At 58.5% G+C, this 23,281-nt stretch carries 18 protein-coding genes; 10 read left to right on the forward strand and 8 right to left on the reverse strand.

The window, feature by feature from the left end:
* Positions 1-23 precede the first annotated feature (23 nt).
* The 5 genes from mrcB (at position 24) to fhuB (ending at position 8,652) form a co-directional block, all read left to right on the forward strand.
* A complete protein-coding gene (gene mrcB, locus AC6I7A_RS03465) occupies positions 24-2,552 on the forward strand; it encodes a bifunctional glycosyl transferase/transpeptidase (RefSeq protein WP_058958502.1) in 2,529 nt (842 codons plus the stop codon).
* A 199-nt stretch (positions 2,553-2,751) separates the two neighbouring features.
* Positions 2,752-4,950 carry a ferrichrome porin FhuA gene (gene fhuA, locus AC6I7A_RS03470; protein WP_058958503.1) on the forward strand — a complete coding sequence of 733 codons (2,199 nt, stop codon included), beginning with the start codon at positions 2,752-2,754 and terminating at the stop codon, positions 4,948-4,950.
* Between the two features lie 39 nt (positions 4,951-4,989).
* Positions 4,990-5,784 (forward strand): Fe3+-hydroxamate ABC transporter ATP-binding protein FhuC, encoded by a 795-nt coding sequence (fhuC, locus tag AC6I7A_RS03475; RefSeq protein WP_058958504.1) that lies wholly within the window; start codon positions 4,990-4,992, stop codon positions 5,782-5,784.
* A 10-nt stretch (positions 5,785-5,794) separates the two neighbouring features.
* Positions 5,795-6,673 carry a Fe(3+)-hydroxamate ABC transporter substrate-binding protein FhuD gene (gene fhuD / locus AC6I7A_RS03480; RefSeq protein ID WP_046101254.1) on the forward strand — a complete coding sequence of 293 codons (879 nt, stop codon included), beginning with the start codon at positions 5,795-5,797 and terminating at the stop codon, positions 6,671-6,673.
* A complete protein-coding gene (gene fhuB / locus AC6I7A_RS03485; protein ID WP_058958065.1) occupies positions 6,673-8,652 on the forward strand; it encodes a Fe(3+)-hydroxamate ABC transporter permease FhuB in 1,980 nt (659 codons plus the stop codon). Before fhuD ends, fhuB begins: the two co-directional genes overlap by 1 nt.
* Before the next feature lie 253 nt (positions 8,653-8,905).
* Here the strand turns inward: fhuB and hemL are convergent, their stop codons facing one another.
* The gene (gene hemL, locus AC6I7A_RS03490; protein ID WP_058958066.1) at positions 8,906-10,186 is read right to left on the reverse strand and encodes a glutamate-1-semialdehyde 2,1-aminomutase; all 1,281 of its coding nucleotides are present in this window, start codon (positions 10,184-10,186) and stop codon (positions 8,906-8,908) included.
* A gap of 203 nt (positions 10,187-10,389) precedes the next feature.
* On the opposite strand from hemL, the gene erpA reads away from it, so the two are divergent.
* Positions 10,390-10,737, forward strand: coding sequence for an iron-sulfur cluster insertion protein ErpA (gene erpA, locus AC6I7A_RS03495; protein ID WP_009092018.1), 348 nt, complete (start codon positions 10,390-10,392; stop codon positions 10,735-10,737).
* Between the two features lie 30 nt (positions 10,738-10,767).
* Here erpA and AC6I7A_RS03500 read toward each other — a convergent pair whose 3' ends face one another.
* The 3 genes from AC6I7A_RS03500 to mtnN all read right to left on the reverse strand — a co-directional run bounded on the left by AC6I7A_RS03500 (position 10,768) and on the right by mtnN (position 12,626).
* Positions 10,768-11,019, reverse strand: coding sequence for a hypothetical protein (locus AC6I7A_RS03500; protein ID WP_009092016.1), 252 nt, complete (start codon positions 11,017-11,019; stop codon positions 10,768-10,770).
* A gap of 121 nt (positions 11,020-11,140) precedes the next feature.
* Complete coding sequence (btuF, locus tag AC6I7A_RS03505; RefSeq protein ID WP_058958052.1) at positions 11,141-11,935, reverse strand: vitamin B12 ABC transporter substrate-binding protein BtuF; 795 nt, start codon at positions 11,933-11,935, stop codon at positions 11,141-11,143.
* Positions 11,928-12,626 carry a 5'-methylthioadenosine/S-adenosylhomocysteine nucleosidase gene (gene mtnN / locus AC6I7A_RS03510; protein WP_009092013.1) on the reverse strand — a complete coding sequence of 233 codons (699 nt, stop codon included), beginning with the start codon at positions 12,624-12,626 and terminating at the stop codon, positions 11,928-11,930. Before mtnN ends, btuF begins: the two co-directional genes overlap by 8 nt.
* 92 nt (positions 12,627-12,718) lie before the next feature.
* Between mtnN and dgt the strand changes: the two genes are divergently transcribed.
* From dgt to AC6I7A_RS03525, 3 genes are all read left to right on the forward strand, one after another.
* A complete protein-coding gene (gene dgt / locus AC6I7A_RS03515) occupies positions 12,719-14,209 on the forward strand; it encodes a dGTPase (protein WP_058958053.1) in 1,491 nt (496 codons plus the stop codon).
* A 134-nt stretch (positions 14,210-14,343) separates the two neighbouring features.
* Positions 14,344-15,786 (forward strand): serine endoprotease DegP, encoded by a 1,443-nt coding sequence (gene degP / locus AC6I7A_RS03520; protein ID WP_009092009.1) that lies wholly within the window; start codon positions 14,344-14,346, stop codon positions 15,784-15,786.
* 184 nt (positions 15,787-15,970) lie between these two features.
* On the forward strand, positions 15,971-17,128 hold the full coding sequence (locus AC6I7A_RS03525) for a CdaR family transcriptional regulator (RefSeq protein ID WP_009092007.1): 1,158 nt from the start codon (positions 15,971-15,973) through the stop codon (positions 17,126-17,128).
* Positions 17,129-17,188: 60 nt separating this feature from the next.
* Here AC6I7A_RS03525 and AC6I7A_RS03530 read toward each other — a convergent pair whose 3' ends face one another.
* The 4 genes from AC6I7A_RS03530 to map form a co-directional block, all read right to left on the reverse strand.
* Entirely contained in the window at positions 17,189-17,581 is a 393-nt protein-coding gene (locus AC6I7A_RS03530) for a DUF3461 family protein (RefSeq protein WP_009092005.1), read from the reverse strand.
* Positions 17,582-17,805: 224 nt separating this feature from the next.
* Positions 17,806-18,630 carry a 2,3,4,5-tetrahydropyridine-2,6-dicarboxylate N-succinyltransferase gene (dapD, locus tag AC6I7A_RS03535; protein ID WP_009092003.1) on the reverse strand — a complete coding sequence of 275 codons (825 nt, stop codon included), beginning with the start codon at positions 18,628-18,630 and terminating at the stop codon, positions 17,806-17,808.
* A gap of 81 nt (positions 18,631-18,711) precedes the next feature.
* The gene (gene glnD / locus AC6I7A_RS03540) at positions 18,712-21,366 is read right to left on the reverse strand and encodes a bifunctional uridylyltransferase/uridylyl-removing protein GlnD (protein ID WP_058958055.1); all 2,655 of its coding nucleotides are present in this window, start codon (positions 21,364-21,366) and stop codon (positions 18,712-18,714) included.
* A 66-nt stretch (positions 21,367-21,432) separates the two neighbouring features.
* Positions 21,433-22,227 carry a type I methionyl aminopeptidase gene (map, locus tag AC6I7A_RS03545; protein ID WP_058958056.1) on the reverse strand — a complete coding sequence of 265 codons (795 nt, stop codon included), beginning with the start codon at positions 22,225-22,227 and terminating at the stop codon, positions 21,433-21,435.
* Positions 22,228-22,544: 317 nt separating this feature from the next.
* Between map and rpsB the strand changes: the two genes are divergently transcribed.
* Positions 22,545-23,270 (forward strand): 30S ribosomal protein S2, encoded by a 726-nt coding sequence (gene rpsB / locus AC6I7A_RS03550; protein ID WP_009091997.1) that lies wholly within the window; start codon positions 22,545-22,547, stop codon positions 23,268-23,270.
* Positions 23,271-23,281 lie beyond the last annotated feature (11 nt).

Here is a 23,281-nt window from a genome sequence, read left to right on the forward strand (position 1 = left end):
GCACTGCCTGGAGAAGAAAAGTAATGTCTGGGAACGATCGCGAACCAATAGGGCGCAAAGGTAAAGCGTTGCCGCCGCGCAGCAGTGCGGGGCGGGGACGACGCAGGGATATCGATCAGGATATCGACCAGGACGATTTTAATGATGACGAGGAGGAAGCGCCGGTGCCACGTAAAGGTAAAGGTGGAAAACCGCCGCGCGGCAAACGCCGTTGGCTGGGATGGATAATTAAACTGTTCCTGGTGTTTGTGGTGGTTATGGCCGCGTGGGGCATCTACCTCGACTCGGAAATTCGCAGCCGTATCGACGGTAAAGTGTGGCAACTGCCCGCCACCGTCTATGGCCGCATGGTCAGCCTGGAACCGGGCATGGCCTACAACAAAAGTGAAATGGTCGCCCTGTTGGAAGGCACCCAGTATCGCGAAGTGTCGCGCATTACCCGTCCCGGCGAGTTCTCGGTGAAGGGCAACACGATTGAGTTGCTGCGTCGTCCGTTTGATTTCCCCGACAGTAAAGAGGGGCAGATCCATGCACGCATGAGCTTCAGCAAGGATGAGCTGAGCGAGATTAAAAACCTCGAAACCGGTCGCGATTTTGGCTTCTTCCGCCTCGATCCCCGGCTGATCACCATGCTGCAGTCGCCAAATGGCGAACAGCGACTCTTCGTGCCCCGCGCCGGATTCCCGGATCTGCTGGTCGATACGCTGATTGCCACCGAAGATCGCCATTTCTATGAGCATGACGGCATCAGCCCTTACTCAATTGGCCGTGCCTTCCTGGCGAACATCACCGCCGGCAAAGCGGTGCAGGGCGGCAGTACGCTGACGCAGCAGCTGGTGAAGAACCTGTTCCTCACCAACGAGCGTTCGCTGTGGCGAAAAGCGCGTGAAGCCTATATGGCGGTGATCATGGATGCGCGCTACAGCAAAGACCGCATCCTGGAGCTCTACCTGAACGAGGTCTATCTCGGCCAGGCGGGCAGCGATCAGATCCGCGGTTTCCCGCTGGCGAGCCTCTACTACTTTGGCCGTCCGGTCGATGAGCTGAGTCTGGATCAGCAGGCGATGCTGGTCGGCATGGTAAAAGGTGCCTCGCTCTACAACCCATGGCGCAACCCGAAACTGGCGCTGGAGCGACGCAACCTGGTGCTGCGCCTGCTGCAGCAGCAGAAGGTGATCGACCAGGAGCTGTATGACATGCTGTCGGCGCGTCCGCTGGGCGTGCAGCCGAAAGGGGGCGTGATCACGCCACAGCCTGCCTTTATGCAGATGGTGCGTAACGAACTGCAGGCGAAACTGGGCGATAAGATCAAAGATCTCTCCGGGGTGAAAATCTTCACCACGCTGGACCCTGTGTCGCAGGATGCGGCGGAAAAAGCGGTGGTTGACGGGATTCCGACGCTGAAAAAACAGCGCGGCCTGAAGGATCTGGAAACGGCGATGGTGGTGGTTGACCGCTTCAGTGGCGAAGTGCGCGCCATGGTCGGCGGTGCCGATCCGCAGTACGCCGGTTACAACCGTGCGCTGCAGGCGCGCCGTTCGATTGGCTCACTGGCGAAGCCGGCGACCTATCTGACCGCGCTGAGTCAGCCTAACAGCTACCGTCTCAACAGCTGGATCGCCGATGAGCCGATTGCGCTGAAGCAGCCCAACGGCAGCCTCTGGAAACCGATGAACGACGATCGTCGCTTCAGCGGCAAAGTGATGCTGGTGGATGCGCTCACCAACTCCATGAACGTGCCGACGGTGAACCTCGGTATGACGCTGGGGCTGGATGCGGTGGTGGACACCTGGACGAAGCTGGGCGTGGCGAAGGATCAGCTCAATCCGGTGCCTGCCATGCTGCTGGGTGCACTGAACCTGACGCCGGTTGAAGTGGCGCAGGCGTTCCAGTCGATTGCCAGCGGCGGTAACCGCGCTGAGCTGTCGGCGGTGCGGTCGGTGATCGCCGAAGATGGCAGCGTGCTCTATCAGAGCTATCCGCAGGCGCAGCGCGTGGAACCGGCTCAGGCCGCCTATCTGACGCTCTATACCCTGCAGCAGGTCGCCGATCATGGCACCGCCCGTGCGCTGGGCGCGCGTTTCCCGAATGCGCATCTGGCTGGGAAAACCGGGACCACCAACGATCTGATCGACAGCTGGTTTGCCGGTATTGATGGCAAAGAAGTGGCGATCACCTGGGTGGGACGCGACAACAACCAGCCGACCAAACTCTACGGTGCCAGCGGTGCGATGCAGATCTACCGTCGCTACCTCGATAATCAGGCGCCGATGCCGCTGCAGCTGACGCCGCCGGAAGATGTCTCGCTGATGAACATCGACTCTGCCGGTAACTTTGTCTGCGGCACGGGCAGCAGTACCTGGCGCGCGCTGCCGGTCTGGGCGCTGGATCCGAATGCGCTGTGTCAGCAACAGCAGCAGCAGGTTCAGCAGCAGCAACAGCTGTTCGATCAGCAGCAACAGCAGCAACAGCAGCAGCCGACCCAGCAACCGCAGGAGCAGAAAGAGAGCGACGGCGTAGCAGGGTGGATAAAAGATATGTTTGGCAAATAAATCGGCCAGATGGGTTAAAAAGGGCGCTTCGGCGCCCTTTTTTTGTGGTCTTTTATTACTCTTCAATCGCCCCGCAAACGGCGTCAACGCTGGGATTTGTTCTTGCAGTGCCCGCTGCAGTTCGCATATTATCTAATCCGTTATAATAATCATTATCGTTTCGATTCGCTCGCCTGAGCCTATTTTAAGAGACACTTTTATGAATGCGCGAACGCGTTTTGCCGACAACACCAAAAAAACATTTTCCCGACCGCTTCTGGGCGTCATGATTTCACTCAGCCTGAGCACCTCGCTGTATGCCGCGCAGACGGAGACGATGGTCGTCTCGGCAGAAGGCGGCAGTGGGGTTGAAGCCGAAAGCCCCTGGGGCCCGGCGCCAACGATCGCCGCGAAGCGCAGCGCCACCGGCACCAAAACCGATACCCCAATCGAAAAAAATCCGCAGTCCGTCTCCGTGGTGACCCGCGAAGAGATGGAGATGCGCAACGTGACCAGCGTCAAAGGAGCGTTTAACTACACGCCTGGCGTGCTGACCGGCAACCGGGGCAGCTCAGACGTGATTGATGCGTTGTCGATCCGCGGCTTCAGCGAAACCAACACCAACCAGTATCTGGATGGCCTGAAACTGCAGGGGGATAACTACTCGGAGTTTGCTCTCGACCCTTACTTCCTGGAGCGCGCCGAGCTGCTGCGCGGTCCGGTGTCGGTGCTCTACGGCAAAAGTAACCCTGGCGGCGTGGTCGCGCTGGTGAGTAAGCGTCCGACGCAGGAGACCCTGCGTGAAGTCCAGTTCCAGATGGGTAACGACAATCTCTTCTCAACCGGCTTTGATTTTGGCGGCGCGCTGGATGATGACGGTGTATACAGCTACCGTCTGACCGGGCAGGCGCGCAGTCAGGATGCGCAGCAGGCGATGAACAAAGAGAAGCGCTACACCATCGCGCCTGCATTCAGCTGGCGTCCCGATGAGCGGACCCGCGTTGACCTGCTGACCTATTTCCAGAACGAGCCGGAAACCGGCTATTATGGCTGGCTGCCGCGGCAGGGCACGATCGTGCCGATCACCCGCGCGGATGGCCGTGAATATAAGCTGCCGACCAACTTCGATGAAGGCGAGCAGAGCAACAAGATCTCCCGCACCACCAAAATGGTGGGCTACAGCGCCGAGCACAGCGTCGACGACACCTGGACGCTGCGTCAGAACCTGCGCTATGCCGATCTGCGTACCGACTACCGCAGTATTTATGGCAATGGTTTCAACGCCGCGACGCAGGAGATCACCCGTGGGTCAGCAGCCTCCAGCGAGAAGCTGAATCAGTTTGCCGTGGATACGCAGGCGCAGGCGAAATTTGCCACCGGCCTGGTGGATCATACGCTGCTGCTGGGTGTGGATTATCAGCGGACGCGCAATGACATTGATGCAGCTTTTGGTAGCGCTGCGCCACTGAATGCCATTAATCCGCAGTACGGTAATGATGCGAATATCGGCACCCCATTCCCTTATCAGTACCTGAATAAACAGGAGCAGACTGGCCTGTATACGCAGGATCAGATGGAGTGGAATCGCTGGGTACTGACCCTGGGTGGCCGTTACGATTATGCAATGACATCAGCGCTGAATCGTAATGGGGATACGGAGGTTAAAAATCATGATCAGGCGTTTACCTGGCGTGGTGGCCTTAATTACGTATTTGATAACGGGATCGCGCCTTATTTCAGCTACAGCGAATCGTTCATACCAACGGCAGGCACAACGTCGGACGGTCAGCCTTTCGATCCGGCGCGCGCTAAGCAGTATGAAGCGGGCGTGAAATATGTGCCGAAAGATCGTCCGGTCGTGGTGACGGCGGCGGTTTATCAGCTGACCAAAACCAAAAACCTGACAGCCGAACCCGGTAATGTTCTTTTCAGCGTACAGAGCGGTGAAATCCGTTCGCGCGGCGTTGAGCTGGAAGCCAAAGCGGCGCTGAATGCCAACGTCAACCTGACCGCCTCATATACCTACACCGATGCGGAATATACCGAAGACACGCTGCTGAAAGGCAAAACGCCGGTGCAGGTGCCGAAACATATGGCCTCACTCTGGAGCGACTACACCTTCCACGAAACCGCGCTGTCAGGCGTGACGATCGGTGCTGGGGTACGGTATGTGGGCGAAAGTCAGGGGCTTTACAGCAGCGGCTCTGAGCAGAACCAGAACTTTAAGGTTGCCGGTTACACCACGGTGGATGCGGCGCTGAAATATGATCTGGGCCGTTTCGGATTGCCAGGCTCGTCAGTGGGCGTTAACGTCAACAACCTGTTCAACCGCGAGTATGTCGCCAGTTGCTACCGTGAATACGCCTGCTACTGGGGTGCAGAGCGCCAGATTGTCGGTACCGCCACCTTCAGATTCTGATTTAACCGGGCGCTGCGGCGCCCGTTCACAGGGATTATCATGCCGTATCCGCACGCAGAAGAGGCCACCTTTACGCTGGATAACGCCAGCTTTGAGGTCCCGGGCCGAACCCTCCTCCAGCCACTTTCACTGACTTTTCCACCAGGCAAAATGACTGCGCTGATTGGTCACAACGGTTCAGGTAAGTCGACGCTGTTGAAAATGCTGGGTCGTCATCATGGTGCCAGCCACGGCGAGGTTCGTCTGAATCAGCAGCCGGTCGGGCGCTGGAACAGTAAAGCCTTTGCCCGTCAGGTCGCCTATCTGCCGCAGCAGTTACCGGCAGCCGAAGGCATGACGGTTCGTGAGCTGGTGGCGATTGGCCGCTATCCCTGGCACGGCGCGCTGGGCCGCTTTGGTCAGGAAGATCGCGACCGGGTGGAGGATGCGATTACGCTGGTGGGGCTTAAACCCTTTGCCGGTCGGCTGGTGGACAGCCTGTCGGGCGGTGAACGCCAGCGCGCCTGGCTGGCCATGATGGTGGCGCAGAACAGCCGCTGCCTGCTGCTCGATGAACCCACCTCGGCGCTGGATATTGCTCATCAGGTTGAGGTGCTGGCGCTGATCAAAAATCTCAGTGAGCAGCGCGGCTTGACCGTGATTGCGGTGCTGCATGATATCAATATGGCAGCACGCTATTGCGATCATCTGGTGGCGCTGCGTCAGGGAACAATGATTGCCGAAGGTGACGCAGAGGCCATTATGCAGGCTGAGGTGCTGGGTGCGATTTATGGCATCCCGATGGGGATTTTACCGCACCCGCAGGGTGGCGCACCGGTCAGTTTTGTCTGTTAAGGAAAGGATGATGCCCGATCTTTCTCGCCGCCGCCTGATGCTGGCACTGGCGGCCTCGCCACTCTTTTGTGCGCTTCCCCTGCGTGCCGCGACGCCGAACCCTGGCCGGATTATCGCGCTGGAGTGGTTACCCACCGAATTGCTGATGGCGCTGGGTATCACACCTTACGGCGTGGCCGATCTGCATAATTACAACATCTGGGTCGGAGAGCCGCCGCTGCCGGCGGGCGTGACGGATGTCGGTCTGCGCACGGAACCCAATCTTGAGCTGATGGTGCAGATGCAGCCGTCGCTGATCCTCTGCTCCAACGGCTACGGCCCTTCGAAAGAAAAACTGATGCGCATCGCGCCGATCATGGGCTTTGACCTGCAAAGCGGCGACGGCAAACCCCTGACCGCCGCCCGGGCATCGCTGCGCCAGCTGGCTGCGCGGCTTGGGGTCAGCGAGCGGGCGGAGCAGCATCTGCGCGAGGTCGACGCTCAGCTGGCGGCAGCGCGTCAGCGTCTGGCACCCTATGCCGGACGCACCCTCCTGCTGATGTCGCTGCTCGACAGCCGTCATGCCATCACCTTCGGCAAAAACAGTCTGTTTCTGGAAGTGATGACGCTGCTGGGCCTGAAAAATGGCTGGCAGGGCGAAACCAACTTCTGGGGCAGCGCGGTGGTTGGCATCGAACAGCTGGCGCAGGCCGGGGATGTGCAGGCAATCTGCTTCGATCACGACAACGATGCCGATATGGCACAGCTGATGCGCAGTCCGCTGTGGCAGTCGCTGCCGTTTGTGCGCGCCGGACGTTTTCAGCGCGTTCCGGCGGTCTGGTATTACGGTGCGACGCTCTCGGCGCTGCACTTTGTTCGCGTGCTGGAACGCGCGCTGGAGACGCAATGATGCGCCATGCCCTGTTTCCTCTCCTGCTGCTTAGCCTGCTGTTTCTGCTGGCGCTCAGCCTGACGCTGGTCAATCTGCAACAGGCCCTGCCGCCCGCCGACTGGGCGCAGGCGCTCTGGTCACCGGCTGTCGATAACCTGTCGCAGATGGTGTTTCACTACAGCCTGCTGCCGCGCACCGTACTGGCGCTGCTGGTCGGTGCCGGACTGGGGCTGGCCGGTCTGCTGTTTCAGCAGATCCTGCGCAATCCGCTGGCGGAGCCGACCACGCTGGGCGTCTCGTCCGGGGCGCAGCTTGGGATCACCGTAGCGACGCTCTGGCATCTGCCCGGCGGCGCGCTGACCCAGCAGTTTGCCGCGCTCAGCGGCGCGGTGCTGGTGGGGGCGCTGGTGCTGGGTGTGGCCTGGGGCAAGCGTCTGTCGCCGGTCACGCTGATTCTGGCCGGCCTGGTGCTGAGCCTCTACAGCGGCTCGGTCAATCAAATCTTCGCTATCTTCAATCACGATCAGCTGCAGAACATGTTTCTGTGGAGCACCGGCGCACTGAATCAGATGAGCTGGGACAATGTGCAGCAACTCTGGCCGCGCCTGCTGCTGGCCTTTGTGCTGGCCCTGGCGCTGCTGCGTCCGCTGACGCTGATGGGGCTGGATGATAGTGTGGCGAAGAATCTGGGCCTCGCGCTCTCTGTGGCGCGCATTGGCGGCCTTGCGCTGGCCATCCTGCTCAGTGCCCAGCTGGTGAATGTGGCCGGGGTCATCGGTTTTATCGGGCTGTTCGCTCCTCTGCTGGCGAAGCTACTGGGGGGAAGACGTCTGATCACCCGGATGGTGCTGGCTCCCCTGACGGGCGCGCTGCTGCTCTGGCTGGCGGACAGCGGCGTGCTGTGGCTCAGCACGCACTGGCGTGATATTCCGACCGGCACTGCCACCGCGCTGCTGGGCGTGCCCATCCTGCTGTGGCTGCTGCCGCGTCTGCGAACCGGCTCCGTGCCGCCCGCCCTGAATCAGGGTGACAACGTGCCCGCCGAGCGGCAGAACCTGCTGCGCTGGGCGCTGATCGGCATCGCCGTGCTGGCCCTGCTGGCCTGGGTCGGCCTGGCCGGGGGACGGGATGCGCAGGGCTGGAGCTGGTCAGCGGGTGAGATGCTACATTCACTGCTGCCGTGGCGTGCGCCGCGGGTGCTGGCTGCGCTGGTGACCGGCCTGATGCTGGGCGTGGCGGGCAGCCTGATCCAGCGGCTGACCGGCAATCCGATGGCCAGCCCGGAAGTGCTGGGCATCAGTTCCGGTGCCGCCTGTGGTGTGGTCGTCATGATGTTTCTCGTGCCGGGAGATGCACTGGCGTGGCTGCTGCCTGCCGGTGCGCTGGGGGCGGCGCTGACGCTGCTGATGATTATGCTGGTCGCCAGCCGGGGGGGATTCTCGCCGGAGCGGATGCTGCTGGCAGGTATGGCGCTGAACAGCGCCTTTGTCACGCTGCTGATGCTGCTGCTGGCCAGTGGCGATCCGCGCATGGGCGACCTGCTGAGCTGGATCTCCGGCTCGACCTATAACATCAGCGGCCGTCAGGCGATGCAGAGCGCGCTCTGCGCGCTGGTGCTGGTCGCGCTGGCGCCGCTCGCCAGTCGCTGGCTGACCCTGCTGCCGCTGGGCAGTGTCACCGCGCGCTCGGCCGGCATCGCATTAACACCGGTGCGGCTGAGTCTGCTGCTGCTGGCGGCCGCGCTGACCGCCAGCGCGACGCTGACTATCGGTCCGCTGAGCTTTGTCGGGCTGATGGCTCCGCATATGGCGCGGATGCTGGGCTTCCGGCGGGCTCTGCCGCAGATGGTGCTGTCAGGATTGCTGGGAGCGGGGTTAATGGTGCTGGCGGACTGGTGCGGGCGGATGCTGGCCTTTCCGGATCAGATCCCAGCCGGGCTGATGGCGACGTTTTTAGGCGCGCCTTACTTTATCTGGCTGTTGCGGCGTTCAGGTTAATAAGACCGGCGCCGCCGCCGGTCTGAGAGTATTGACAAAATCTGGTCCGACTCGCTGTCAGAGCGAGCCTGCGCAGGGAACACTGTCAGATCGGAAAGACGCAAAAGCCGTCATCCCTGACACGCTCGGCCCGCGCCATCCCTGGCGCGGGACGCTTTCCTCCTCTGCCTGTGTTCCCTGCGCATTGAGTTTCGTGTTGCTGTGAGATCCTGGATCGGATGCTACTGCCGATCTGCATCTCTACTGCAGCCTGTTACAGCTTCGCGAAACAACGACGCGCGGCATCGATGGTGTGCTGAATATCCACTTCGCTGTGTGCCAGCGACATAAAGCCCGCTTCATAAGCCGATGGAGCAAAGTAAACGCCTTCCTCCAGCATCAGGTGGAAGAAGGTTTTGAAGCGATCCACATCACAACGGGTCACGTCCGCGTAACAGGTCACGCTGTCAGCGTCGGTGAAGAAAAAGCCGAACATGCCGCCAACGTGGTTCACCACCAGCGGGATATTCTGCTCTTTCGCCGCGTCACGCAGACCTTCAGCCAGCTGACGGGTCAGCGCATCCAGTTTCTCATGGGTGCCCGGCTGTGCAAGCTGAGTCAGACAGGCGTAGCCCGCCGCCATCGCGATCGGGTTACCGGAGAGCGTACCCGCCTGATAAACCGGACCGGTCGGGGCCAGCGCCGCCATCACTTCGCGACGGCCACCGAATGCGCCCACCGGCATACCTCCACCGATGATTTTACCCAGGCAGGTAAGATCGGGACGGACATTGTAGTGAGCCTGCGCGCCGCCCAGCGCAACGCGGAAACCGGTCATCACTTCGTCAATAATCAGCAGCGCACCAAACTCGTCGCACAGGGCGCGCAGGCCCGGCAGAAACTCAGGGTGTGGCGGAATGCAGTTCATGTTGCCCGCGACCGGCTCAACGATAATGGCGGCAATCGCCTCAGGGTATTGCTCAAACGCGCTGCGCACCGAGTCGAGGTCGTTAAAGGTGCAGGTCAGGGTATGTTTGGCGAAATCGGCCGGGACACCCGGCGAGTTTGGCTGACCGAGGGTCAGTGCACCGGAACCCGCTTTCACCAGCAGATGATCGGCGTGGCCGTGATAGCAGCCTTCAAACTTGATGATTTTGTCGCGGCCAGTAAAGCCACGCGCCAGACGGATAGCGCTCATGGTCGCTTCGGTGCCGGAGTTCACCATCCGCACCATCTCCATGCTCGGCACCAGATCGCACACCAGCTGCGCCATGGTCACTTCCATGCCGGTCGGTGCGCCAAAGCTCAGGCCACGCCCGGCCGCTTCGATCACCGCATCGCGGATCGCCGCATTGTTGTGACCCAGTACCATCGGGCCCCATGAGCCGACATAATCGATATAGGCTTTGCCATCGGCGTCATAGAGACAGGCTCCGTCAGCGTGATCGATAAACAGCGGAACGCCGCCCACACCGGTAAATGCGCGTACTGGCGAGTTTACGCCACCCGGGATCAGGCGTTGTGCCTCGGCAAACAGTTGTTCGGACTTACTCATTTTCGGCTCCAGCGGTTCAGAAAAATAGGGTGCCATTCTACGGAAGAGGGGCAGCCTGCGAAAGGTGGTTTCACCCGCAGCGCCCCTTACAGAGGGGAAAGCGGCACAGAGTGCGAAGGGCAGAGCTTGATTGCGCTGAGGTGCTGACTGATAATAGCGTAATTAAGGTCGTTTTCTGACCTGGACGTTTAGCGGAGTAAAACATGAGTGATGAAGTAGTAGCACTGCCGTTGCAGTTTACCGACGCCGCAGCCAACAAGGTCAAGAACCTCATTGCCGATGAAGAGAACCCGGCGCTGAAACTGCGTGTCTATATCACCGGTGGCGGTTGCAGTGGTTTCCAGTATGGCTTCACCTTTGATGACCAGCTGAACGATGGCGACATGACGATTGAAAAGCAGGGCGTCTCGCTGGTGGTTGACCCGATGAGCCTGCAGTATCTGGTGGGGGGATCGGTGGATTACACCGAAGGGCTGGAAGGTTCGCGCTTCATCGTGACCAACCCGAATGCGAAAACCACCTGTGGCTGTGGCTCCTCTTTCAGTATCTGATGATGCAGGCCGTCACGCTGACGGCCTCGTTTACCACTCTACCGTTACCAGACGGATTCCCTGCTTCTGACTTCCCTCTGTCCGGCTCTGGCTCTCTGTAATGCGCGGCTGCGCACTGGCCTGTCTGCCACAGTCAACCTGCGGTGCGGGCTGACCACGTGCCGTGTTAATTTCACAGCGTGAATAGATGACAAGCCTGGCGCCTATAGAGCCAGTGATCGATCCCGCACAGGCAGATCCGGCGATCGTCAGCCCTATGGCCAGCAGCAGTGCTCTGGTCATATGAAGTTCCTGGTGTTTAAAAGGCGCCGGGGCGCTAAAAGGAGGGCGAGCATACGTGGCTCGCCCGTCTCTGTTATTGATTAACGGCAAAAAGTGCGGCGGCTTTAATCAATTCGCTGATTTATCGATCGGGATGCAGGGCCGCACAGAGTCGCTGCGCCGCCAGCAGTAGTCGCGGGCCAGGGCGGCTAAGCCAGTCCTCGTTGATGGCGATTACCGGCACCCTGAGCTGCGGCTGCCAGAATGTCCGGATATTCTCCGCCTGCTGCGCATCGCCGCCCGTTACTATCGCCTGAGGATGGCGCATCAGAACCTGCTCGCGGCTCACCTGCGGCCAGCTGACGCGGCTGTCAGCAAAGATATTCCTGCCCCCGCAGAGGGTAACCATCTCATTCTGCATCGTCTCTCTGGCGGCGGTGAACAGCGGCTGCTGGCCAAACTGCAAAAAAAGCGGAACCGCAGCCAGGTGAGTATAACGCTGGCGCAGCGCCGCCGCCTGCTGATGTAACTGCCGGGCCGCGCGGGCCGCCTGCTCCGGCCTGGGGCTCCAGTGACCCAGATCGGCCAGCGCCGCGATCATCTCATCCAGCGTCCGCGGATCGATCCACTTAACCGGTACACCGAGCTGCTGTAACTGGGCGATCTGCCGCTGCGGATTGCCGCCCCGCCAGGCCAGAACCAGATCGGGTTTAAGCTGCAGGATCCGTTCTGTTCTGATGCCCTGCCAGTCGGCAACCTGTTCAATCTGTTTTGCCTGTGGCGGAAAGTCGGACCAGGCGCTGACCGCAATCGGGGTGATTCCGGCGGCAAAGGCGAGTTCGGTGAGATGGGGAGCAAGGGTAATAACGCGAGGTGGGGAAGCCAGCAGGCTGCCGCTCAACAGCAGCAGCCAGCAGAAGAGCAGGGTTTTAGCCACGCGCCAGCTGCGCCAGCAGGTTCTCCACCATCAGTGAAGATTGCTTTGCTGCCACGCTGAGGAACTCATCAAAACTGAGGTGCGACGCTTTGTCGGCCACGTCAGAGATGGCCCGCACCACCACAAATGGCACCTGGAACTGATGGCAGACGTGACCGATGGCGGTCGCCTCCATCTCAACCGCAATCGCCTGCGGGAACTGACTGCGAATGCGCGCCAGCGGTTCGGCGCCGTTGATAAAGGCATCTCCGCTGACCACCAGGCCGCGCACAGCATTCAGATCAAGCTGTTTAATGCAGGCTTCCGCTGCGGCGATGAGGGTGCTGTCTGCCACGAACGCGGCCGGACACCCCGCCATCTGACCCGGCTCGTAGCCAAAGGCCGTGACGTCCGCATCGTGATAACGCACTTCTTCAGAGACCACGATATCGCCCACGCTGAGCGACGGCGCTAATCCACCCGCAGAGCCGGTGTTGATCACGACGTCAGGCTTGCAGAGTTGCAGCAGCAGCGTGGTACCCAGTGCGGCAGAGGTTTTACCAATGCCCGATTTCAGCAGTGCCACCTCAACGCCCTGCAGGGTGCCGGTATAAATTTCACAACCCGCCAGCGACAGCGTTTGACGGTTTTCAATTTTGTCGCGCAGCAGTGTGACTTCCTGCTCCATCGCGCCAATAATGCCTGCTTTCATAGTGAGTCCCGCTAATGTAAAAAATGAAAAATTAGGGCATAGTTTAGCATGGCATTCAGGGGATTAATTCACGAAAAAATAAGGGGTAATCCATGTCGGCGATCAATTTCAGGAAGAAGATCAGCTTCTCGCGCCCTTATACCAGTCGAAAAGATCCGGAAGGCGAATATTACATTACCCGCCATTTTGAGAGCGACCGCGGGCGGATTATCAACTCCGCCGCTATCCGTCGCCTGCAGCAGAAAACCCAGGTGTTCCCGCTGGAGCGCAACGCTGCCGTCCGCTCCCGCTTGACGCACTCGCTGGAAGTCCAGCAGACCGGCCGCTACATCACCAAAGAGATCCTGCAGACGCTGAAGATGCAGGGCGGGCTGGCGCAGTATGGTCTGGATGAGTTAGAGGGGGCGTTTGAAAGCCTGATAGAGATGGCGTGTCTGCTGCACGACGTCGGCAATCCGCCGTTTGGCCATTTTGGCGAGGCGGCGATCAACGACTGGTTTGAAGAAAATCTGCCTGCCGAACTGGTCGATCCGCTGGTGGCCGGTGTGGAAGGGGAGGCGCAGCGTCAGGCTTTTGATCAGCTCAACGCCACCATCCGCCAGGATCTCTGCCATTTTGAAGGCAACGCCCAGGCCATTCGCATGGTGCATACGCTGCTGCAACTCAATCTCAGCTATTCTCAGGTTGCCTGCATCCTGAAATATACGGCCCCCGCCTGGTGGCAGGGTGAAAAACCCGCCGAATTTAGCGTCCTGATGAAGAAACCGGGTTTTTATCTCTCTGAACAGGATTATATTACCGAGCTGCGTGCTGCCACCAATATGAAAGAGCACCACCGCTTTCCGCTCACCTATATAATGGAAGCCGCGGATGATATCTCCTATTGTATTGCCGATTTGGACGACGCTGTAGAAAAAGATATCTTCAATGTTGAGAGTTTGTATGAATTTCTCAATAAAGCCTGGGGGCCGGTTAAAAATAATGACGCTTTCAGCCGGACGATTGGCGAAGCCTGGCGTGAAGCCTGTAATAAAAAACGCCGCAGCCGCAGCGATCAATTTTTTATGTCATTACGCGTAAATGTTCAGAGTGTATTGGTCAGCTATGCGGTCAAGCGTTTTGTTGATAATCTGCCGGCCATATTCGACGGCAGTTTCAACCATGCGCTGCTGGAAGATGAGGGTGAAGAGGGGCGTTTGCTGCAGCTGTTTAAGACCGTCGCCCGTCAGCAGGTCTTTAACCATTCTGAAGTGGAGCAGTTGGAACTTCAGGGTTACCGGGTCATCAGGGGCCTGCTGGAGATCTATCAGCCGCTGATGCGCCTCAATTACGAAGCCTTTACCACGCTGATAAATGAAGATTTCCTGCGTAAGCATCCCATCGAAACCCGGCTTTTCCATAAGCTCTCCGGTAAACACCGCAAAGCGTATTTACATAAGATGCGTAACCTGGTGGTGGAGCATAAATATCAGCGGCTGTTGTGGGAGCGTTATTATCGCTTCCGCCTTATTCAGGATTATATCAGCGGCATGACCGATCTCTATGCCTGGGATGAGTACCGGCGGCTGATGGCCGTAGAATAAGCCGCCAATTGTAAAGAGCGCGAATAAATTTTTACTTTTGCCTGAAACTTTTTAAGGAACTTCGCGCTAAAACATTTATCTCACCTTTCGACCACAGCAATGGTCTGAACAGTAATCTTACAGAGAAACGAAAAATGAAAAAAAAGACCTTAGTATTAAGTGCGCTGGCGTTAAGCCTGAGCATGGCGCTCGCCCCTGTTACTGTTTCTGCTGCGCAAACGGCCTCTTCAGATAGCCAGCAACTGCCAAGTCTGGCTCCAATGCTAGAGAAGGTCATGCCGTCTGTGGTCAGTATCAGCGTCGAGGGCACCACCACGGTTAAAACTCCCCGCATGCCACAACAGTTTCAGCAATTCTTTGGCGACAATTCGCCTTTCTGTCAGGACGGCTCGCCGTTCCAGGGCTCACCAATGTGCCAGGACGGTGGAGCAGGCGGTAACGGCGGAGCGCCAGGCCCGGATACCCAGCAGGAGAAATTCCGCGCGCTGGGATCGGGCGTCATCATTAACGCCGAAAAAGGCTATGTGGTCACCAACAACCACGTAGTAAACAACGCCACCAAAATTCAGGTGCAACTGAGCGATGGCCGTCGCTATGACGCCAAGGTCATTGGCAAAGATCCGAGCTCTGATATTGCGCTGGTGCAGCTGCAGGACGCCAAAAACCTGACTGCGGTGAAGATCGCCGACTCTGACAGCCTGCGGGTGGGTGACTACACCGTGGCCATCGGTAACCCTTACGGACTGGGTGAAACCGTGACGTCAGGTATCGTCTCTGCGCTGGGACGCAGCGGCCTGAACGTGGAAAATTATGAGAACTTTATTCAGACCGATGCGGCGATTAACCGGGGTAACTCCGGCGGCGCGCTGGTTAACCTCAACGGTGAGCTGATCGGAATTAACACCGCGATTCTGGCACCGGATGGCGGCAACATCGGTATCGGCTTTGCTATCCCCAGCAACATGGTGAAAAACCTGACGGCGCAGATGGTGGAGTTTGGTCAGGTGAAACGGGGTGAGCTGGGCGTGCAGGGGACAGAGCTGAACTCCGAGCTGGCTAAAGCGATGAAGGTGGACGCACAGCGCGGTGCCTTTGTCAGCCAGGTGCTGCCGGACTCAGCAGCCGCCAAAGCGGGTATCAAAGCGGGTGACGTGATCGTCTCCATGAACGGTAAACCGCTCAGCAGCTTTGCCTCGCTGCGTGCGGAAGTAGGCTCACTGCCGGTGGGCACTACGCTGAAGCTGGGCCTGCTGCGTGACGGCAAGCCGCTCGACGTCTCTGTCCAGCTGCAGCAGAGCAGCCAGGCGAAGGTTCAGTCTGCGACCATCTACACCGGCATTGAAGGCGCCGATCTCAGCAATATTGAAGCGGGCGCCAAAGGTGTGCGGGTGGATAACGTTAAACCAGGCAGTGCCGCGGCGCGTATCGGCCTGAAGAAGGGCGACGTGATTCAGGGCGTAAACCAGCAGGTGGTGACCAACCTGGGCGAGCTGCGTAAAGTCCTCGACACCAAACCGTCGGTTCTGGCGCTGAACGTGAAGCGTGGCGACAATACGCTCTATCTGCTGATGCAGTAAGCGACGCGTAATAACCTCTCAGGCGGACTGCGGTCCGCCTTTTTTATGCCCGCTCTCCGCCGTGGCAGAGTGTGATAGTGACCGCAAATCCGGGAAATCAACGCCAGCCTCTGTGCAATTGCACAATGCTCCGCGCGCGACGCCTGCGTATTCTGTTGCTCCCCTATTTTTTCAGGAGTAATGGATGGCTGCCTATCACCTTGATGCCCGGCTGGCGCAGGATATCGTGGCGCGCACCATGAGAATTATCGACAGCAATGTCAACGTGATGGACGCGCGGGGCCGCATCATTGGCAGCGGCGACCCTGAACGCGTTGGAGAGTTGCACGAAGGCGCACTGCTGGTGCTCTCTCAGGGACGCGTGGTAGACATTGATGACGCCGTGGCTAAACATCTGCACGGCGTGCGGCCAGGCATCAACCTGCCGCTGCGCCTGGATGGCGATATTGCGGGTGTGATTGGCCTGACCGGCGAACCGCTGTCGCTGCGTCATTATGGCGAGCTGGTCTGTATGGCGGCAGAGATGATGCTGGAGCAGGCGCGACTGCTGCACATGCTGGCCCAGGATAGCCGCCTGCGCGAAGAGCTGGTGCTGAATCTGATCCGCAGTGACACGCTGTCGCCGCAGCTGACCGAGTGGGCGCAGCGGCTCGGCATCGACCTCAATCAGCCTCGCGTTGCCGCTGTCATCGAGGTGGACAGCGGCCAGCTCGGCGTGGACAGCGCCATGTCAGAGTTGCAGCAGCTGCAGACACTGCTGACCACGCCGGAGCGCGATAATCTGATCGCCATTGTTTCGCTGACCGAAATGGTGGTGCTGAAACCCGCCCTGAATGCGCATGGACGCCACGATCAGGAGGATCATCGCCGCCGCATCGAGCAGTTGCTGCAGCGGATGAAAGAGCGTGGGCATCTGCGGATGCGTATTGCACTCGGCAATGTTTTTACCGGGCCTGGCAGCATTGCGCGCTCCTATCGCACTGCCCGCACCACCATGATGGTCGGCAAGCAGCGGATGCCGGGATTACGCAGCTACTTCTATCAGGATCTGGTGCTGCCGGTGCTGCTCGACAGCCTGCGAGGCGGCTGGCAGGCGAATGAGCTGGCGCGGCCACTGGCAAAGCTTAAAAGCATGGATAACAACGGCCTGCTGCGTCGTACGCTGATGGCCTGGTTTACCCACAACGTGCAGCCGGGCGCCACTGCGCGCGCGCTGTTTATCCATCGCAACACGCTGGAGTACCGGCTGAACCGGATTTCTGAACTGACCGGGCTTAACCTGGGGCAGTTTGATGACAGGCTGCTGCTCTATGTGGCGCTGCAGCTGGATGAGCAGGGATAACACGCAAACAGCGGGCATAAAAAAGGCCAGCAGTGCTGGCCTTTCCGATCGGGCAGGGAATTAACGACCGTTACGGGTTAATTTTTCCAGGTCCGATTCAATCTCACTGATTTTGTGAGAAACCACGCTTTCCAGATGACGCAGGTCATCCAGAATTTTGCGTTTCAGATCCACTTCAACCTGGTCACGCTGGCAAATCTGGTCCAGTTCGTCGATGACATAACGCAGATTCGGGCTGATCTCCTGAACTTCTTTATAGCCCTGGGTCGCATGATCGGCCACGACGGTTTTGCGCTGACGCGGATATTTGAATTTGACGCTTTTCGCGAAAAATTCACCTTTATCTTTGCGGAAGTAGATTTTCAGAATGTCGTTATTCGCTTCCTGACGCAGGCTGTAGCGATCGATGTCGTCCGGATTACTGATTCCTAAGCTTTTCAGATTGTCATACATGGCGTTGTTTCCATCAAAAGTGAGAAGCGCGCAGTCTTGTTCATGACGTCAGACAACTGTAGACATAAATCAGCGGGATGAACATTGCGCGACAGGATTTAACTGGCGCGGATTATGACCTGGATGAAATCTAAACGCACCCGTTCCTTCGCGGCGCGAAACAGGTTGATTTAGAATGGCTGTAAAGAAAAGATGACGGGCTGGTTTCCAGCCCGTCACTGACATCAGTCGATGGTGCGCAGCAGTTCGTTGATACCGGTTTTGCTCAGGGTTTTCGCGTCAACTTTCTTCACGATCACCGCACAGTAGAGGCTGTAGCTGCCATCTTTAGACGGCAGGTTACCGGAAACGACGACCGAACCGGCAGGAACGCGGCCGTAATGCACTTCGCCGGTTTCGCGGTCATAAATTTTGGTGCTCTGACCGATATAGACGCCCATTGAGATCACGGAGCCTTCTTCAACAATCACGCCTTCAACGATTTCAGAGCGTGCGCCAATGAAGCAGTTGTCTTCGATAATGGTCGGGTTTGCCTGCAGCGGTTCCAGCACGCCACCGATTCCCACGCCACCTGAGAGGTGAACGTTTTTGCCGATCTGCGCACAGGAGCCGACGGTCGCCCAGGTATCCACCATGGTGCCTTCATCGACGAAAGCGCCGATGTTGACATAAGAGGGCATCAGCACCGTGTTACGGGCAATGAACGCGCCCTGACGCACAGCCGCAGGCGGCACCACGCGGAAACCGGCGGCTTTAAAACGCGCCTCATCCCAGCCAGCAAACTTCATCGGCACTTTGTCGTAAAAACGGGTTTCTGCCCCTTCCATGACCTGATTGTCGTTGATGCGGAAAGAGAGCAGCACTGCTTTTTTCAGCCACTGATGCGTTACCCACTCGCCGTCGATCTTTTCAGAAACGCGCAGTTCGCCGCTGTCCAGCAGGGCGATCACCTGGTTGATGGCATCACGGGTTTCGCTGTCAACGCTGACGGGGGTAATGTCCGCGCGACGTTCAAAGGCGGATTCGATAACGCTCTGTAACTGTTGCATATTTTTTTCCTGATCGGTCATGTGCAATGCCGGGCACTCTCCCGGCACAAATAAAAATAGAGGATGATAAATCGTGTCTGGTCACACTTTATCGTTTGGATTAAGGGCCTCTGTCAACCGTTGTTGCAATGCTTTGCGCATTTCTTCGTCCAGCGCCTGCCGCTCACTGTTGGCCAGAATAAAGAGATCTTCGACCCGCTCGCCGATGGTGCTGATGCGCGCGCCATGCAGTGAAACGCCGAGATCGGCAAAGACTTCACCAACCCGGGCCAGCAGACCCGGCTGGTCCAGCGCCACCAGTTCCAGATAGCTGCGCCGGTCGGTGTGGGTCGGCAGGAAGTTGACCTCGGTGTCCACACTGAAGTGCCGGAGTTTGGCTGACGGTCGGCGGGTGCGCGGCGGCACCCACTGCGACTGGGTTATCGCCTGCTCCAGCGCCTGAATGATCATCGGATGGCGATCCGGGGAGAGCGGACTGCCATCGGGTTCCAGCACAATAAAGGTATCCATGGCCATGCCGTCGCGGCTGGTGAAGATCTGAGCGTCATGGACGCTGAGATTGCGGCGGTCCAGTTCACCGGCGACAGCGGCAAACAGGTGGGGGCGATCGGGGCTCCAGATAAAAATCTCCGTTCCGCCGCGCGTGGCCTGCGGGCTGACCAGCACCAGCGGCTTCTTCAGGTCATGCACCAGCAGATGGCGGGCATGCCAGGCGATCTGATTGGGCGTATGGCGCAGGAAGTAGTCAGCGCGGCAGCGATTCCAGATCTGATGCAGGCGCTCCTCATCTATATTGTCCATCCGCAGCAGCGCCAGCGCCTGCAGACGATGATGGCGCACCCGCTCGCGCAGATCCGGACTGTTCTCCATGCCACGACGCAGCTGCTTCTCCGTGGCGAAAAAGAGTTCGCGCAGCAGGCTCTGCTTCCAGCTGTTCCAGAGGCTCTCGTTGGTGGCGCAGATATCGGCCACCGTCAGGCAGACCAGATAGCGCAGCCGGTTTTCGTTCTGCATCACCTCCGCGAACTGCTGGATGACCGTCGGGTCCTGAATGTCGCGCCGCTGAGCCGTGACCGACATCAGCAGATGATGGCGCACCAGCCAGGCCACCAGCTGTGTTTCCCGCGAGTTGAGGCCGTGCATCTCCGCGAAGTCGAGCGCGTCCTGTGCGCCGAGAATCGAGTGGTCACCGCCGCGCCCCTTGGCGATGTCATGCAGCAGCGCGGCCATCAGCAGCAGCTCCTGCTGAGGCAGGCGCGGCCACAGCTCGACGCACAGCGGATGCTGCGGACGGGTAGACTCGCTGGCGAAGCTCTCCAGCTTCTGCAGGACGCGAATGGTGTGCTCATCCACGGTGTAGGCGTGGAACAGATCAAACTGCATCTGGCCGACAATATGGCCCCACAGCGGCGTATAGGCCCACAGCACGCTGTGGCGATGCATCGGCACCAGCGCCCGGCTGACCGCGCCAGGGTGGCGCAGAATCGACATAAACGTGCGGCGCGCCTCCGGGATCTGACACAGCGGCTGTTTCAGATGGCGGCGGGCATGGCGCAGGTGACGCAGGGTGGTGGAGTAGATGCCTTTGATGTTCTCGTTGCGCACCATGACGTAAAACATGCGCAGGATCGCCTGCGGCTCACGGGTGAACAGCGTTTCATCACGCAGGTCGATCAGGTCGCCACGCAGCTGAAAGTCGTCATCGACAGGTCTGGGCTTCTCATTGGTGGATAGCGCCAGAATCGCCTCATCAAACAGCTGTAACAGCATCTGGTTCAGTTCACCGATGCGTCGCGTACCCCGGTAGAAATCCTTCATCATCCGCTCGACCGGCTCGTTGCCTTCGCCCTGATAGTTCAGGCGCTGCGCCACGCTGAGCTGGCGATCAAACAGCAGGCGGTTATCGTAGCGGGGCAGGGAGAGGTGCAGCGCAAAGCGGATGCGCCAGAGAAACGCCTGGCATTCGTTGAGTTCGCTGCGCTCTGCCTCGGTGAGAAAGCCAAAGCCGACCATCTCATCCAGCGTAGTGGCACCGAAATGGCGTCGGGCGACCCATTGCAGCGTATGAATGTCACGCAGGCCGCCGGGGCTGCTTTTAATATCCGGCTCAAGGTTGTAGCTGGTGCCGTGATAACGTTTGTGGCGCTCCTGCTGCTCTTCGATTTTGGCGGCAAAAAAGCGGGATGAGGGCCAGAAGCCGTCGCTGAAGACGTTCTTCTGCAACTCCAGGAACAGCGCCACGTCGCCGGTCAGCATGCGTGACTCAATCAGATTGGTGGCGACGGTGAGGTCAGATAGCCCCTCCAGCAGACACTCCTCCAGCGTGCGCACGCTGTGGCCCACTTCCAGCCGCAGATCCCACATCAGGGTCAGCAGTTCGCTGGTGCGCTGCGCCGCCTGCTCATCCAGCGGCTGACGGCTGAGGATCAGCACATCGATGTCAGAGAGCGGGTGGAGTTCGGCCCGCCCATAGCCGCCCACGGCCACCAGCGCGATGGCGGGCATCGCATCGAAGCCAAAGAAGCGCCACAGGCGGCGCAGCAGCTGATCGATAAACAGCGTGCGGGCATCAATCAGCTGTTCCACGGCTTCACCGGCGTCGAATGCTGCAGCCAGATGCTGCTGGAAATGTTCCAGCCGCGGCTTCAGCAGCTCGCGCGTCAGCTGATCGTCACCCCATTCGGCCGGTGAATCGACCAGACCGTTTTTTACCTCTTCCGACAGGCTCACGCTCATGCTGCTCTTCTCTTTTATAGCCAAAAAAAAGCCGGCACATGGCCGGCTTGATCTCTATCCGGGGAATTACCCCTCGGCGACGAGCACAGCAGGCAGCGTGTCGTCTTTGCGCAGGGTTAAAATCTCGCAGCCGTTTTCCGTCACCACAATAGTATGCTCATACTGCGCGGACAAGCTGCGATCTTTGGTTTTTACCGTCCAGCCATCTTTCATGGTGCGGATGCGGTAATCGCCGACATTGACCATCGGTTCAACGGTAAAGGTCATGCCCGCCTGCAGCACGACGCCGCTGTCATCCGCATCGTAATGCAGCACCTGCGGCTCTTCGTGGAACCCTTTACCGATGCCGTGACCGCAATATTCACGCACCACGGAGAAGTCATTCGCTTCTACATACTTCTGGATAGCCCGGCCCAGCTCGCGCAGACGGATACCTGGCTTGATCAGACGCAGTGAAAGATAGAGGCTCTCCTGGGTCACGCGGCAGAGGCGCTCGCCCTGAATGGTCGGTTTGCCGACAATAAACATCTTCGAGGTATCGCCGTGGTACTCATCTTTGATCACGGTGACGTCAATGTTGACGATATCGCCATCCTTTAACGGGCGATCGTCGCTCGGGATACCGTGGCACACCACTTCGTTTACCGAAATGCAGACCGACTTTGGAAAGCCGTGATAGCCGAGGCAGGCAGAGACAGCCTGCTGCTTTTGGGTAATGTGATCGTGGCAGATGCGGTCCAGTTCACCGGTGGTCACACCCGGTTTAACGTGCGGTTCGATCATCTCCAGCACTTCGGCGGCCAGGCGGCCCGCGACGCGCATTTTTTCGATTTCTTCAGCTGTTTTGATTGAAATTGGCATTAAATTAATCCGCATTTGTCGAAATTTTCGACAATAATAAGTTCTGTGCTGTCATGTTAGCAGCCAGAAAATGGGCTGCCAAATAGAGAACGCGCTGGCTTCCGTCAGCGATCATTTATTGGCGTCCCCCGGCGGTTTGTGGTATAAAGCGCGCCGACGATTCTCTGTATGGCCGTTTTGGTCAGCAGGAAACGCATAACTCTCATTATGTGTAATAAAACACACATGTATCGACACATACGCCGGGGTGCCTTGAAAGAGGTCGGTCGTATGGGATACATGGAGGCCCAACCCCAAATCAAATTTCAGAGGTAATCATGGCAACTGTTTCCATGCGCGACATGCTCCAGGCTGGTGTTCACTTCGGTCACCAGACCCGTTACTGGAACCCAAAAATGAAGCCATTCATTTTTGGTGCACGTAACAAGGTTCACATCATCAACCTGGAAAAAACCGTTCCTATGTTCAACGAAGCTCTGGCTGAACTGAACAAGATCGCTTCCCGTAAAGGTAAGATCCTGATCGTAGGTACCAAGCGCGCTGCTGCTGAAGCGGTAAAAGAGTCTGCACTGAGCTGCGACCAGTTCTTCGTAAACCACCGCTGGTTAGGTGGCATGCTGACTAACTGGAAAACCGTGCGTCAGTCAATCAAGCGTCTGAAAGATCTGGAGACTCAGTCTCAGGATGGTACTTTCGACAAACTGACCAAAAAAGAAGCGCTGATGCGTGCGCGTGAGCTGGCCAAGCTGGAAAACAGCCTGGGCGGTATCAAAGACATGGGCGGTCTGCCAGACGCGCTGTTTGTTGTTGATGCTGACCACGAACACATCGCAATCAAAGAAGCAAACAACCTGGGTATCCCGGTATTTGCTATCGTTGATACCAACTCTGATCCAGATGGCGTTGATTTCGTTATCCCAGGTAACGACGACGCAATCCGTGCTGTAAGCCTGTACCTGAATGCCGTTGCGACCACCGTTCGCGAAGGCCGTTCTCAGGATCTGGCTGAGCAAGCTGAAGAAGCGTCTTTAGAAAACGCTTAATAAGGTTTGCT

This window comes from Type-F symbiont of Plautia stali (assembly GCF_059731105.1).